15 protein-coding genes are annotated in these 13,992 nt (G+C 71.2%); 11 read left to right on the top strand and 4 right to left on the bottom strand.

What is annotated here, in order from left to right; translation table 11 throughout:
- Nucleotide 1 precedes the first annotated feature (1 nt).
- The 7 genes from crtI to ACQPXM_RS05615 are packed head-to-tail and all read left to right on the top strand — an operon-like array spanning nt 2 to nt 6,454.
- A complete protein-coding gene (gene crtI / locus ACQPXM_RS05645) occupies nt 2-1,504 on the top strand; it encodes a phytoene desaturase family protein (protein WP_432945473.1) in 1,503 nt (500 codons plus the stop codon).
- On the top strand, nt 1,501-2,478 hold the full coding sequence (locus ACQPXM_RS05640) for a phytoene/squalene synthase family protein (RefSeq protein ID WP_432945471.1): 978 nt from the start codon (nt 1,501-1,503) through the stop codon (nt 2,476-2,478). Before crtI ends, ACQPXM_RS05640 begins: the two co-directional genes overlap by 4 nt.
- Nucleotides 2,475-2,828 carry a lycopene cyclase domain-containing protein gene (locus ACQPXM_RS05635; protein WP_432945469.1) on the top strand — a complete coding sequence of 118 codons (354 nt, stop codon included), beginning with the start codon at nt 2,475-2,477 and terminating at the stop codon, nt 2,826-2,828. Before ACQPXM_RS05640 ends, ACQPXM_RS05635 begins: the two co-directional genes overlap by 4 nt.
- Nucleotides 2,825-3,142 (top strand): lycopene cyclase domain-containing protein, encoded by a 318-nt coding sequence (locus tag ACQPXM_RS05630; protein WP_432945467.1) that lies wholly within the window; start codon nt 2,825-2,827, stop codon nt 3,140-3,142. Before ACQPXM_RS05635 ends, ACQPXM_RS05630 begins: the two co-directional genes overlap by 4 nt.
- Nucleotides 3,139-3,864 carry a class I SAM-dependent methyltransferase gene (locus ACQPXM_RS05625; RefSeq protein ID WP_432945465.1) on the top strand — a complete coding sequence of 242 codons (726 nt, stop codon included), beginning with the start codon at nt 3,139-3,141 and terminating at the stop codon, nt 3,862-3,864. The genes ACQPXM_RS05630 and ACQPXM_RS05625 overlap by 4 nt, the downstream gene beginning before the upstream one ends.
- Entirely contained in the window at nt 3,861-5,453 is a 1,593-nt protein-coding gene (locus tag ACQPXM_RS05620; RefSeq protein ID WP_432945463.1) for a hydroxysqualene dehydroxylase, read from the top strand. Before ACQPXM_RS05625 ends, ACQPXM_RS05620 begins: the two co-directional genes overlap by 4 nt.
- Nucleotides 5,450-6,454 carry a DUF5914 domain-containing protein gene (locus ACQPXM_RS05615; RefSeq protein WP_432945461.1) on the top strand — a complete coding sequence of 335 codons (1,005 nt, stop codon included), beginning with the start codon at nt 5,450-5,452 and terminating at the stop codon, nt 6,452-6,454. Before ACQPXM_RS05620 ends, ACQPXM_RS05615 begins: the two co-directional genes overlap by 4 nt.
- Before the next feature lie 3 nt (nt 6,455-6,457).
- On the opposite strand, the gene ACQPXM_RS05610 is transcribed toward ACQPXM_RS05615, so the two are convergent.
- A complete protein-coding gene (locus ACQPXM_RS05610; RefSeq protein WP_432945459.1) occupies nt 6,458-8,569 on the bottom strand; it encodes a heavy metal translocating P-type ATPase in 2,112 nt (703 codons plus the stop codon).
- A 205-nt stretch (nt 8,570-8,774) separates the two neighbouring features.
- Complete coding sequence (locus ACQPXM_RS05605; protein WP_432945457.1) at nt 8,775-10,220, bottom strand: MFS transporter; 1,446 nt, start codon at nt 10,218-10,220, stop codon at nt 8,775-8,777.
- 168 nt (nt 10,221-10,388) lie between these two features.
- Between ACQPXM_RS05605 and ACQPXM_RS05600 the strand changes: the two genes are divergently transcribed.
- Entirely contained in the window at nt 10,389-10,691 is a 303-nt protein-coding gene (locus ACQPXM_RS05600; RefSeq protein ID WP_432945456.1) for a metal-sensitive transcriptional regulator, read from the top strand.
- A gap of 15 nt (nt 10,692-10,706) precedes the next feature.
- Here the strand turns inward: ACQPXM_RS05600 and ACQPXM_RS05595 are convergent, their stop codons facing one another.
- Nucleotides 10,707-11,129, bottom strand: a complete 423-nt coding sequence (locus ACQPXM_RS05595) for a protein-tyrosine phosphatase family protein (protein WP_432945454.1) — start codon at nt 11,127-11,129, stop codon at nt 10,707-10,709.
- Nucleotides 11,130-11,258: 129 nt separating this feature from the next.
- Between ACQPXM_RS05595 and ACQPXM_RS05590 the strand changes: the two genes are divergently transcribed.
- Nucleotides 11,259-12,101 carry an SAM-dependent methyltransferase gene (locus tag ACQPXM_RS05590; protein WP_432945452.1) on the top strand — a complete coding sequence of 281 codons (843 nt, stop codon included), beginning with the start codon at nt 11,259-11,261 and terminating at the stop codon, nt 12,099-12,101.
- Nucleotides 12,102-12,184: 83 nt separating this feature from the next.
- On the opposite strand, the gene ACQPXM_RS05585 is transcribed toward ACQPXM_RS05590, so the two are convergent.
- Nucleotides 12,185-12,601, bottom strand: coding sequence for a CBS domain-containing protein (locus ACQPXM_RS05585; protein WP_432945450.1), 417 nt, complete (start codon nt 12,599-12,601; stop codon nt 12,185-12,187).
- Between the two features lie 165 nt (nt 12,602-12,766).
- Between ACQPXM_RS05585 and ACQPXM_RS05580 the strand changes: the two genes are divergently transcribed.
- Complete coding sequence (locus ACQPXM_RS05580) at nt 12,767-13,027, top strand: hypothetical protein (RefSeq protein ID WP_432945448.1); 261 nt, start codon at nt 12,767-12,769, stop codon at nt 13,025-13,027.
- Between the two features lie 202 nt (nt 13,028-13,229).
- On the top strand, nt 13,230-13,946 hold the full coding sequence (locus ACQPXM_RS05575; RefSeq protein WP_432945446.1) for a GAF and ANTAR domain-containing protein: 717 nt from the start codon (nt 13,230-13,232) through the stop codon (nt 13,944-13,946).
- The last annotated feature ends 46 nt before the right edge of the window (nt 13,947-13,992 follow it).

The following is a 13,992-nucleotide window of genomic DNA, read 5'->3' as shown; positions in this document are numbered from 1 at the left end:
GATGCGCACAGTCGAAGGTCGTACCGATCACGTGGTGGTCGTCGGCGCCGGGTTCTCCGGCCTCGCGGCCGCGCTGCATCTGGCCGGGCGCGGCCGGACCGTCACCGTGCTGGAACGCGCCGGCTTCCCCGGCGGGCGAGCCGGCCGGCACCAGATCGACGGGCACCACTTCGACACCGGCCCGAGCGTGCTGACCATGCTCGACGTCCTCGACGACACCTTCGCCGCGGTCGGCGCCGACCGGCGTGACCACCTCAGGCTGACCGATCTCGATCCGGCGTACGACGCCCGCTTCGCCGACGGCAGCAACCTGCTGGTGCACCGGGACCCCGAGGCGATGGTCGAGGCGGTCCGGGCGTTCGCTGGGGACCGCGACGCGACGGGGTACCGGCGGCTGCGGGCCTGGCTGCAGACGCTGTACCGGGTCGAGTTCGACCGCTTCGTCGGCGCCAATTTCGACTCCCCACTCTCGATGCTGTCGCCCCAACTCGCCCGCGTCATCGCACTGGGCGGCTTCCGCCGGCTCGACCCCGCGATCGCCCGGTTCGTCCGGGACGAACGCCTGCGCCGGGTCTTCACCTTCCAGTCCCTGTACGTCGGCCAGTCGCCGCAGGCCGCCCTCGCGCTGTACGCCGTGATCACGTACATGGACACGGTCGCCGGCGTGTTCTTTCCGGCCGGCGGCGTCAGCGCAGTCCCGGACGCGCTCGCCGCGGCCGCCACGAAGGCCGGGGTCCAGATCGAGTACGGCGCCAGCGTGCGTCAGCTGGAAGGCTCGGGCCGCCGCGCCACCGCCGTACACACCGAGGACGGTCGCCGGTTCGCGGCGGACGCGGTCGTGCTCACCACCGAACTGCCGGTCAGCTACGAACTGCTCGGTGGTGCGCCGCGTCGCCCAGTGGCGTTGCGGGCGGCGCCGTCGGCCGTCGTACTGCATGCGGGGCTGGATCGGGTCGTCCCGGAGCTGGCTCACCACACGATCTCGTTCGGCGCGGCCTGGCGGTCGACCTTCCGCGGGCTGATCGAGACCGGGGAGCTGATGCGCGATCCTTCGCTGCTGATCACGCGGCCGACGGCAACCGACCAGCGGCTCGCTCCCCCGGGCGGGGACACGATCTCGATCCTGGCGCCCGTGCCCAACCTCGCGCATCCCGGCCAGCCGGACTGGGACCGCGACGGCGACCGGTACGCCGACGAGCTGATCGACCTCGTCGAACGCCGCCATCTCCCAGGCCTCGGATCCGCCATCACCGTCCGGCATCTGCTCACTCCGGCCGACTGGGCCCGCCAGGACATGGTCGCCGGTACGCCGTTCGCCTGGTCGCACTCGTTCGCTCAGACCGGTCCGTTCCGGCCGGGTAACTTCCCGCGCCGGACCGACAACGTCGTCCTGGCCGGCGGCAGCACCGTTCCTGGCGTCGGCGTCCCGACGGCGCTGCTGTCCGGGCGCCTGGCCGCCGATCGCATCACCGGTCCGCTCAGCTCGAGAGGAGAGATCGCATGAGCGCTGCCGAGCTCGACGCCGCCCGCATCACCGATCCCCGCCTGCGGCACGCCTACCTGCGCTGCCGGGAACTGAATGCCGAGCACGGCAAGACGTACTTCCTCGCCACCCGGATGCTCGCCCCGGCGCAGCGCCCGGCGATCCACGCGCTGTACGGCTTCGCCCGGTACGCCGACGACATCGTCGACCTGCCTCCGACCGGCGCGACTCCGGACGACGTCGAGGCCGCGCTGACCGCAGTCGCAGGCACCCTGAAACGCGGGCTCACCGGCCAGCACTGCGACGACCCGGTGCTGGCCGCGGTCGTTGACACCATCCACCGCTACGCCATCGACCAGTCGCTGTTCGACGACTTCCTCACCTCGATGCGGATGGATCTGACGGTCGAGCGGTACGCCACCCGGCCCGAGCTCTACCGCTACACCCGCGGATCGGCCGAGGTGATCGGCCTGCAGGTCCTGCCGGTCCTCGGCACCGCCGTACCGCGCGCCGAGGCCGAACCGGCCGCCGCGGCGCTCGGCCTGGCGTTCCAGCTGACGAACTTCCTCCGCGACGTCGCCGAGGACTTCGAACGCGGCCGGATCTACCTGCCGCTGGACGAGCTCGCGGCGTACGGCGTGGACGAGGACCGGCTCGGCTGGTGCGTCACCGGCCGGCGGACCGAGCCGCGCGTGACGCAGGCGCTGCGCGCCCAGATCGCGGCCACCCGGGCGATCTACGCCGAGGCTGTCAGCGGGATCGACCAGCTCGCCGAGGTCTCCAGGCCCTGCGTGCGGACGGCGTACGTGCTGTACTCGGAGATCCTGGGACGGATCGAAGCGGCCGGTCACGACGTGTTCTCCCGCCGCGCCCGTGTGTCGACCGCCCGCAAGGTGACCGTCGGGACGGCGGCGCTGGCGCAGGCGGTGTGGGTACGGCGGCGCCGGGGGCTCGGCCGTCGACCGCTGGCGAACGGCGAGGTGACCAGCACGTGAGCGACCACTGGCAGTACCTGATCGTGATGGCGGCCTGCGTGGCGATCACGCTGCCGCTCGAGCTGATCGGCGCACGGGTCTACCGGCGGCCGCGGCGCTGGCTGCGGGCGCTGCTGCCGGTGCTGGTCGTCTTCCTGATCTGGGACGCGATCGCGATCGCGGCGGGCGTGTGGAGCTACGACCCGGTGTACCTGACCGGGCTGACGCTGCCGTTCCGGATCCCGGTGGAGGAGTTGGTGTTCTTCGTGGTGGTGCCGACATGTGGGCTGTTGACCTACGAGACCGTGACGTTGATGCTGGCGCGGATCGAGCGGTACCGCGGTGCCCGGCGGGAAGGGGTGCGGTCGTGATCGGATACACCCTGCCGGCGGTGCTCGCGGTGATCGTCGTGGTCGTGGCCGAGCTGGCCTGGCTGCGGACCGGGCTGTTCCGGCGGCCGGCGTACTGGATCAGCATGGTGATCGTGTTCGGGTTCCAGATCCCGGTCGACGGCTGGCTGACCAAGCTGGACGCGCCGATCGTGCTGTACGACCCCGATCACGTGACCGGCGTGCGGTTCCCGTGGGACATTCCGATCGAGGACTTCGCGTTCGGCTTCGCGCTGGTCACGGCGACGCTGCTGCTCTGGGTGCGCGCCGGGGCCGCGCGAAAGGAGACGTCATGAGCAACGGGTTGCCGCGCGCGGAAGTGCCGGCGGCGTTCGACGTCGGCGCTCGGGCCTACGACCGGCTGGTCGGCGCGAATCCGGGGTATCACCAGCAACTGCGGCTGTCGGCGTCCCGGCTCCGCCTGCCGAACGACGGTGCCGGGCTGCGGATCCTGGACGCCGGGTGCGGCACCGGAGCCTCGACCGCGGCGCTGCTGGCCGTGGCACCGAAGGCCGAGATCGTCGCCTTCGACGCGTCGGGCGAGATGCTGGCGCAGGCTCGGGCGAAGGATTTTCCGCCGTCGGTGCGGTTCGTGCACAGCTCGCTGGAGGAGCTCGAGTCGGCGGGGATCGACGGGTCGTTCGACGGCTGTCTGGCGGCGTACCTGATCCGCAATCTGGCCGAGCCCGATGACGGACTGGTTGCCCTGCGCAACTTACTGCGGCCGGGCGGGCGGCTGGCCGTGCACGAGTTCTCGGTGGCCGACTCGCGGCGCGCGCGACTGGTGTGGGACGCGGTGTGCTGGAGCGTGATCATCCCGGCCGGGCGGATCGCCACCGGGGACGCCGCGCTCTACCGGCACCTGTGGCAGAGCGTGCGGCACTTCGACGGAGCGCGGGCGTTCCGGGCGCGGATGATCGCGGCGGGCTTCGCGCAGGTCGAGGTCGGCGCGATGTCGGGGTGGCAGCGCGGGGTCGCGCACACGTTCACCGGCGTACGGGCGGAGTCGGGACGATGACCTGGACCGGGCCGACGGACCCACGCGCGGAGCGGCACGCACCGCCGGCGCCGGTGAGGCCGCGAACGCCGGCGGACCTGACCGGCTCGGCGGAGATCGCCGATCAGCGCGAGCCCCGGCGGGTCGCGGTGATCGGTGGGGGCATCGCCGGGCTGTCCGCGGCCACAGCGCTGGCGGAGCGAGGTGTCGAAGTCTGCCTGCTGGAGAAGGAGCAGTACCTCGGCGGCCGGGTCGGCGCCTGGCCGCATCGCCTGCCGGACGGGACGCCGGCCACGATGAGCCGGGGCTTCCACGCGTTCTTCCGCCAGTACTACAACCTGCGGAGCCTGCTGACCCGGACCGACGCCGCCCTGGACCGGCTGACCCCGGTCGAGGACTATCCCCTGATCGACACCGCGGGCCGAACCGACACCTTCCGCGGGCTGCCGCGCCGTCCGCCGTGGAATGCGGTGGCTTTCGCCTTACGCAGCCCGACCTTCACGGTCAAGGACCTGCTGCGGCTCGACCCCCGCGCAGCGTTGCCGTTGGCAACAGTTCGGGTGCCGGAGGTGTACCACCAGCTCGACACCACGACCGCGGCCGAGCTGCTCGACGCCGTCAACTTCCCGGCCGCCGCCCGGCATCTCGCGTTCGAGGTGTTCTCGCGCAGCTTCTTCGCCGCGTCGGAGGACCTGTCCGCGGCCGAACTGGCCGTGATGTTCCACCTCTACTTCCTCGGGTCGTCCGAGGGCCTGTTGTTCGACGTACCGACCGACACGTTCGACGCGGCGTTGTGGGAGCCGCTGCGTCACCACCTGGGCCGGCTCGGCGCCGAAGTCCGCACCGGTACGCCGGTCAGCGAGGTCGAGCCGGGTGGCGATCGGCGGTACCGCGTTCACCTGGACGGCGGCGCGGTGGACGTCGACGCTGTCGTGATCGCGGCCGAGGTCCAGGGGTTGCAGCAGCTCGTCCGATCGTCGCCCAGGCTCGGCACCACTGAGTGGCGGGACCAGGTCGCGGCGCTTCGGACGGCACCGCCGTTCCTGGCGCACAGGCTGTGGCTCGACCAACCCGTAGCGCCCGAGCGGCCGGCGTTCCTCGGCACCGGCGGCTGGGGACGCCTGGACAACATCTCGGTGCTGAACCGGTACGAGAACCAGGCCCGGCAGTGGGCGGCGACCAGCGGCGGATCCGTCGTCGAGCTGCACGCGTACGCCGCCACGACGGGGACCGCGGCCGGCAGCAGCGCCGAGGTTCCGGAGATCGCCCGCGAGCTCGAGGACCAGTTGCACGCGATCTATCCCGAGACCAAGGCGGCCGGGGTCGTCGACGCGGTGTCGCTGTGGCGCGACGACTGCCCGCTGTTCGCGCCGGGCAGCTTCGCCGACCGGCCGACCGTGCGGACGCCTGATCCCGGCATTGTGCTGGCCGGCGACACGATCCGCATCGATCTGCCGGTGGCGCTGATGGAACGCGCCGCGACCACCGGTCTGCACGCGGCCAACCTGTTGCTGGCCGGCTTCGGCAGGACCGGCCACACCTTGATGACCGTGCCCAACCGTGGCCGGCTCCGGGGGCTGAGCCGTTTCAAGTCCGAGGAGGAGTCGTGAAGAACCCGATCACCCGTCTGGTGCCGGCGAAGTGGCCCGCGCACTGGCCGGTGCGGTGGTTGCCGCGCGAGCCGTGGGCGCGGCAGCAACCGACGTACCGCGACGCCTCGCCGCCGGTGATCGAAGCCGCGGTGAAGCGGGCCGAGGCGCAGCCGTCCGGCAACTGGTTCGTGTTCGCCGCCAGCCGCTCGATCGGGACCTCGAAGCCCGTCGCGGTGGAGGTCGGCGGTGTCGAGCTGGTGGCGTGGCGGCGTACGGACGGCACGTTGCGCGTCGGCCCGGGTGCGTGTCCGCACCTCGGCGCTCCGCTGGCCAAGGGCAAAGTCGAGAACGGGCAGGTCGTCTGCCGCTGGCACGGTATGTCCGTCGGCGACGAGGGCCGCTTCGGCTGGCTGAGCTATCCCAGCTACGACGACGGCGTGCTGTGCTGGGTCCGTCTCGACCAGGTCGGCCGGGAGGAGCCCACGGATCTGCCGATCGTGCCGGAGCGGCCGGTCGGGCAGCAGCTCGACGGTGTCGCCACGATGACCGGGTACTGCGAACCGGTCGACGTCGTGGCGAACCGCCTCGATCCCTGGCACGGCGCCTGGTTCCACCCGTACTCGTTCTCCGACCTACGGGTGCTGCAGGTGCCGGAGGAGGGCGACGACCGGTTCCTGGTCGACGTGACGTTCCGCCTCGGTGGGGCGCTCGGCGTACCGGTGCGGGCGGAGTTCACCTGTCCGGGGCCGCGCACGGTCGTGATGCGCATCCTCGAGGGTGAAGGGGCCGGCAGCGTCGTGGAAACCCACGCCACCCCGATCGGCACCGACCGCGACGGCCGGCCACGGACCGCGGTGATCGAGGCGACCGTCGCGACGTCGGACCGGCCGGGTTTCCGGCTCGCCCACCGGGCCGCTCCCCTGCTGCGGCCGGCGATGACGTGGACCGCCGCGCGGCTGTGGCGCGACGACCTCGACTACGCCGAGCGCCGGTACGCCCTGCGGAGTCGAGGTCGTTGACAGCTATCGCTCCGGGGTCAGGTGGACCTGGCGCAACAGCTGGGCGTTGGCGGCGACGACGATCGTCGAGGCCGACATCAGCACGGCGCCGACCGCCGGGCTGAGCGTGAATCCTGCCCAGGCCAGCGCTCCCGCGGCGAGCGGGATCGCGACGATGTTGTAGCCGGCCGCCCAGGCGAGGTTCTGGATCATCTTGCGGTACGACGCCTTGGACAGCCGGATCACGCCGGTGACACCGCGCGGGTCGGACGACGCGAGCACGACTCCGGCCGACTCGATGGCGACGTCGGTGCCGGCGCCGATCGCGATGCCGACATCGGCGCGCGCCAGGGCCGGTGCGTCGTTGACCCCGTCGCCGACCATCGCCACCGTCAGACCGCGGGACTGCAGCTCGCTGACCGCCTTGTCCTTGTCGGCCGGCAACACTTCGGCGAACACCTCGTCGACGCCTTCGCGGAAGCCGAGATCCGCGGCCACCGCGCGGGCGACCGGTTCGGCGTCACCGGTGATCATGACGAGCTTGGCCACGCCCGCCGCCCGGAGCTGCTCGACCGCCTCGCGGGCCTCGGGCCGGACCTCGTCCTCCAGCGCGATCGCTCCGGTCGCCACGGACGCCGAGCCGTCGACCCGCAGCAGGTAGAGCACGGCGGCTCCCCGTCCGGACCACTGCTCGGCCCGGTCCCGCAGGACGCTCGGCACCGTGGCGTCCAGCTCGCGCAGCAAGGCAGGCCCGCCCACGGCGTACGTCGTACCGTCGACGATCGCCTGGACGCCGCGTCCGGTGAGTGACGTGAAGTCGCCGGCCTTGGCTCGTCCTCCGCGCTGATCGGCGGCCGTGACGATCGCCCGCGCAAGCGGGTGCTCGCTGTCGGCCTCGACGGCACCGGCGATCCGCAGGACTTCCTGCTCGTCGATCCCGTCACCGGCGATGCCGGTCACCACGTGCTCGCCCTTGGTCAGGGTGCCGGTCTTGTCGAACAGCACCGCCTGCACGGTGCGCATCCGCTCCAGCGCCAGCCGGTCCTTGACCAGGATGCCCGCCTTCGCGGCGACCGCGGTGGACAGCGCGATCACCAGCGGGATGGCCAGCCCGAGGGCGTGCGGGCACGCGATCACCAGGACGGTGACGGTCCGCACGACGGACTCGTCGAGCGTTCCGAACGCCCACCAGGCCAGGAAGGTGACCAGCGCGGCGGCGGTGGCGATGTAGAACAGCATCGCGGCGAACCGGTCGGCCAGGACCTGCGCTCGTCCGCTGGACTGCTGCGCTTCGCTCACCAGCCGCTGGATGCCGGCCAGCGCGGTGTCCTCGCCGATCGCGTCGACGCGGACCCGGATCGCGGAGTCGGTCGCCACGGTTCCCGCGACAACACGGTCGCCAACGGTCCGGGCGACCGGCCGGGACTCGCCGGTGATCATCGACTCGTCCAGCTCGGCCGCGCCGTCGACGATCTGCCCGTCGGCCGGAACCCGCGCGCCGGACCTGACGAGGACGACGTCGCCGACAGTCAGGTCGGTGATCGCGACGGTCTCGACACCGTCGCCGGTGACGCGCTCGGCGTCGTCCGGCAGCAGCGCGGCCAGGGCGGCGAGGGCGCCTTGGGCCTGGCCGATGGCCTTCATCTCCTGCCAGTGACCCAGCAGCATGATCGTGACCAGCGCCGCGAGCTCCCACCAGAAGTCCAGGTCGAACGCCCCGAGACTGGTGGCGAGCGAGGCGACGTACGCGACCGTGATCGCCATCGAGATCAGCAGCATCATGCCCGGGGCCCGGTCGCGGACTTCCCGGACACCGCCGACCAGGAACGGCCAGCCGCCGTAGAAGAACACGAAGCTGCCGAGCACCGGGCCGACCCAGCTGATCCCCGGGAAGTCCAGCGTGTAACCGAACCAGTCCATCACCATGTGGCTGGTGGCAACGATCGGCAGCGTCAGCAGCAGGCTCAGCCAGAACTTCCGCCGGAACATCTCCGGGTCGTGCCCGGCGTGCTTGTCGTGCCCACCGTGACCGGCGCGCGCGTCGTGTCCCACCGCCGGCCCGTGACCGGCGTGGGTTTCGTGGTGCTCGTCGCCAGGGTGCTGGTGATCCTGGCCGGGTGGAGTGGCCTTCACCATGATTCGTCCTCTCAGCGTCCGGAGTCGGGGCGGCCGTCGAGCCGCCGCCTCACGACTCCGAACAATATACCCCATGGGGGTATTCCGCAGGGGTGAAGATTTCTGTCGCCCCGCGTCAGCTGACCGGTAGCCGGCCGAGCAGGCGCTGCGTCGTGGCGACCTCACAGCGCGCACGAGATGCCCGGCATGATGACCGTGTGGACGTTCACCGGCCCGCCGGGGCTTCGGTTGCGGCTGTTGCCTCCTCGACCGCCGGAGGCGCACCGCGCAGGGAGACCGCGGCCAGTACGGCGCCGACGGCCGCGATGACGGCTGCACCGATGAACGCCGCGGAGTACCCGTCGGTCAGTGAGGCGAGGTCACCTAGCTTGCCGGCGCCGTTGGCCGCGGCGACCGCCGTCATCGCGGCCAGGCCGAGCGCGGAACCGATCTGGTAGCTGGTGTTGACGATGCCCGACGCCAGTCCGCCTTCTTCGGGACGGGCCGAGGAGAGCGCGATGCCGAGGCTGGGGATGAATGCCAGCGACATCCCCGCCGCCGCGATCAGCGACGCGGGCAGGACGTCGGTCCAGAACGACCCGCCGGAACGGATCAGCGACAACGCGGCCAGCCCCGCGGTCAGGATGCTCATGCCGGCGACCAGGGTCTTCTTCGGACCGATCGCCGCGATCGCCCGCGGCGCGACCACGATCATGCCGAGCATGATGAACGTTGTCATCGGCAACAATGCCGAGCCGCTCGGGAACGCGCCGAGACCGAGCACCTGCTGCAGGTACAGGTTCAGGAAGAACCACATCGGCACCCAGGCCGCGCCGAGCAGCAACTGCGCCACGTTGGCCGCCGCGAGGTTCGGCGCGGTGAAGATGCCCAGCCGCACCAACGGCTCACGCCGGTTCGCCTGGACGGCGGCGAAAACCACCAGCGACGCGACCGCGATCGCGCCGACGAGCAGGGTCGAGCCGTCGGTCCAGCCGACTTCCGGCGCCCGGACGATCGCGTACACGCCGGCGCCCAGGCCCAGCGTCACGGTCAGCGCACCGGCGAAGTCGATCGAGCCACGCCGTACCGGCGCGTTCGGCATCAAGGCCGGCGTCGCGATCAGCGCGGCCACCGCGATCGGGACATTGAGGAAGAACACCCACGGCCACGACAGGTACTCGGTGATCACGCCACCCAGGAACACTCCCGCCGTTCCGCCGGCCGGAGCGGCCGCGCCGTACAGAGCGATCGCCTTCGTCAGCTCCTGGGGATTGCCGCCGAACAGCATCATCAGCAAGGTCAGCGCGGCGGGAGCGATCAGCGCCGCACCGACCCCCTGGACCGCCCGGCCGATGAGCTCGCTCGCGACGCCGTTGGCGAGGCCTGCCACCAGCGACCCGGCCAGCAGCACGGCCCAGCCGGCCGCGAAGATCCGGCGGGCGCCCAGCAGGTCGGACAGGCGGCCGCCGAGCAGCAGCAAGCCGCCGAACGCGACCACATAGGCGTTGAACACCCACGACAGGTCGCCGGGGCCGAAGCCCAACTCGGTCTGCATCTTCGGCAGTGCGACGCCGATGATCGAGGTGTCCATGATGACCATGAACTGCGCCGCGGCGATCAGGCCGAGCGCCCACCAGCGCCGCGCCGGCGCCGGTGCGTCTACAACAGACATGAACCTACTCCTTACCGGTATGGGGTATCGATCGAGCCCGCGAAGCGTTCCGGAGCTCGACAGACAGGAATAGCTCGATACCCTAGGGGGGTACCCTATGAAAAGGCAAGACCTCACCGCCGGCTCCCGGGCCGGTAGGGTGCTCGTCGGAGGTCAGGGAAGGAAGTGGTGGGCGTGACCGAGCAGGCACAGCACGGCTACATCGGCGACAAAGAGGCCTATCTGCGGCGGCTGAAGCGGATCGAGGGTCAGGCCCGCGGGCTGCAGGGCATGGTGGAGAGCGAGAAGTACTGCATCGACATCCTCACCCAGATCTCCGCGATGACGAAGGCGCTGGAGTCCGTCGCCTTGGGTCTCCTGGACGACCACTTGGCGCACTGCGTCGTGGACGCCGCGGCCGCCGGCGGCCCGGAGGCCGACCGGAAGCTCAAGGAAGCCTCCGAGGCAATCGCCCGCCTGGTTCGTTCCTGAGCCGGCCGGCCCCGATCAGTAGTTGCGCACGTAGCGCTTCTGCCACGGAGTCTCCACCGCGTGCCGGTGGTAGTGCTCGCGGACGAACGCGATCGCCTCTGCGGCCGGTACGCCGTCCAGGATCGCCAAGCAGGCGAGGGCTGTTCCGGTCCGGCCCTTGCCGCCTCCGCACGCGAACTCGACGCGATCGCGATCCAGGCGGTCCAGCGTCGCGGTCAGGATTCGCCGCGTCTCGGCGTGGTCGGCGGGCAGCCGGAAGTCCGGCCAGCGGATCCACTGCGAGTCCCAGGTGACAGCCGGCGGGGGCTTGCCCAACAGGTAGACACCGAAGGTGGGTTCGGGTCCGGGCGGCAGTCCGTCGCGCAAACCGCGGCCGCGCACCAGCCGGCCCGACGGCAGTCGCAGTACCCCTGGGGCGGTCGGATCCCACTGCTCCACTCACTTCTCCGTTCGGTCGCTGGGTACGGCGTGGAAGTGCCGTCCCAATTCGACCACGACGCCCCCGTCACACACCGCCGCGCGACCGCTACGATGCGGTCTACGCACGGGACAGTTCGAGGAGTTGCGATGAGTGATCAGACGGACGAGGCCGGTACGTCGAGCGTGGACCGGCTCGACCTGAGTGTGCCGCACAGCGCCCGGGTCTACGACTACTTCCTGGGCGGCAAGACGAACTTCGCGGTCGACCGCGAGGCCGGCGACCACCTGCTCGAGGCGTTCCCGGGCTTCCGGACCGCGGCCCAGTCGAACCGGATGTGGATGCACCGCGCGGCCAAGTACGTCGCCGAGCGCGGCGTCACCCAGTTCCTCGACGTCGGCACCGGCATCCCGACCAGCCCGAACCTGCACGAGGTCGTGCAGGCGATCGTGCCCGAGGCCCGCGTCGTGTACGCCGACAACGACCCGATCGTGCTGGCCCACTCCCGCGCCCTGCTGGTCAGCTCACCGCACGGCGAGACCGCCTACCTCGAGGCCGACGTCACCGACCCGCAGGCGATCCTCGACTCGACCGAGGTCCGCGAGGTGCTCGACCTGAGCAAGCCGGTCGCGCTGTGCCTGGTCGGCGTCTTCCACTACATCACCGACGACCAGAAGCCGTACGAACTCGTCCAGCAGCTGCTCGAGCCGCTGGCGTCGGGCTCGTACCTGATCTTCTCCCACTGCACGCCGGACTTCGCGCCCGCGATGTGGGAGCAGGCGATCCAGGTCTACAAGGCCGACGGCGGTGACGCGCAGGTCCGCAGCCGCGAGGAGATCGAGCGCTTCTTCACCGGTCTCGAGCTGGTCGAGCCGGGCGTCGAGGTCCCCTACCGCTGGCACCCCGACGAGGAGACCCAGCAGCTGGCCGAGCGCCGGGTCTTCACCGACGTCAGCTGCAGCCTGTGGGTCGGCGTCGGCAAGAAGCCCTGATCGCCGCGCTCCACTGACCGGCCGCGGCGCCTGCTGCCGAGCACCAGGCACCGCGCCGTACGGAATCCGTCGCCGGCCGCGACTCAGGGCTGAGAGATGTCCTGCACCGTGTCGCCGGTGGCCCGTTCGGGCATCGACCGGGCGATGTCGGCCTGGGCGAGCATGCCGACCAGGTCGTGCCCGTCGATCACCGGCAGCCGGCGGACCTGGTGCTCGGTCATCGTCTTCAACGCCTCTTCGATGCTGTCGTCCGCCCCGATCGTCACCGGCTTGCCCTGACCGAACTGGCCGGCCGTCGCGGTGGCCGGGTCGCCACCCTCGGCGATGCACTTCACCACGATGTCGCGGTCGGTGACCATGCCCTTGAGCCGGTTGTCCTCACCGCAGATCGGCAGGGCGCCGACGTCCAGGTCCCGCATCTTGCGGGCCGCGTCCACCAGCGTCTCGTTCTCGCCGACGCACTCCGCGCCGGGCGTCATCAGGTCGCGCGCCTTGGTCATCGTCACTCACTCCCACCACAGCTCGATGTGTTGGTCGGCCTTGCGGTTCCCCCACCGCGCGGCTTCGAAACGCACCGGCGGTGATCGGCAGCGAGCGAACGGCGGCCCCTGGAATGCATCAGACCTGTGGGGGTACTGGTCTGCTGCGGAGGGGAGGGCGGCGGGATGGACGCACGAGATGTCGAGACCTTCTGGGACGGCATCTGGATGACCCGGCGAGTGGGCTGCGTGGAACCGTTCTCCCGCGGCGGTCCCCGGCTGCGGCAGATCTGCATCGGCGCCGAGGTGGCCCGCTGGGCGGGCGTGCGCCATGTCATCCGCGACAAGGACGGGACCGTCGAGGAGGTCAACGTCTACCGCCCGGGCCCGTATCCGTCCCGATCCCCCACCCACCGGCTCCGCCCCGGCGACGACCGGCCGTCGTGACGGGCCGCTCGCGCCGCCGCCAGTCCGAAGTACGGCGATCAGGCAACAACCCCGCCGTGACGCAGCGTGGCCGGAAAGGTAATCGATTCACCACGGAAAATCGCGGCTGAGCGGCGTGCTTTCCGGGCCGGAACGAGGCATGCTGACAGTGAGTCACTCCAGCGGCGTGGGTGACGCCGCTACCGTCGACCGGAGGCGGCCCATGGAGCTCGACCTGCACCACACGCACGCGCGCCTGTTCGCGGAACTGGCGCTCGAACTGCACGGCTCGGCGAGTGTCGACGAGACCGTCGAGGCGGTGGTCCAGTTCGCGCTGCACGCACTCGGCTGTTCGCACGCCGGTGTCGCGCTCGCCGCCCGCGGCCGGCGCCCGCAGGTTCCCGCGGTGACCGACCCCGTGGTGGCCACCATCTACCAGGCCCAGATGACCGGGTGCGAGGGCCCGCTGACCGTCTGCCTGCGCGAGCAGCACACGCTGCTGATCCGCGACGTCGCGACCGATGGCCGATGGCCTCACTGGGCCCGCACCGTGCAAGCCCTCGGGGTCCGCAGCGTGCTCGACGTACCGCTGGCGACCGGCACCGGCGCGGTCGGAGTGCTCGGTCTCTACAGCGCGCGGCCCGACGCGTTCTCCACCGACGACCAGGCGGTCGCCCACATCCTGGCCCGGCATGCCGCGGTCGCGGTCGCGACCGCCCGTCAGGCGCAGACGATGACCCAGGCGATCGATGCCCGCAAGCTGGTCGGAATCGCGATGGGCATCCTGATGGAACGCTTCGACCTCAGCGACGACCAGGCCTTCGCCGTCCTGCAGCGCTACTCCCAGGACACCAACACCAAGCTGCGTGACGTCGCCCAGAACTTCATCGAAACCCGCGCGCTGCCCGGGGCTGGTGGCAACGGAAACGGCCCGCACTGATGGAATAGTGAACTCCGACCCGAGTGTGCGGGCCGGTCGCCGACGG

The organism is Kribbella sp. CA-253562, assembly GCF_050942265.1.
Lineage (GTDB): Bacteria > Actinomycetota > Actinomycetes > Propionibacteriales > Kribbellaceae > Kribbella.
This window is presented reverse-complemented; position numbering and strand designations above follow the sequence as displayed.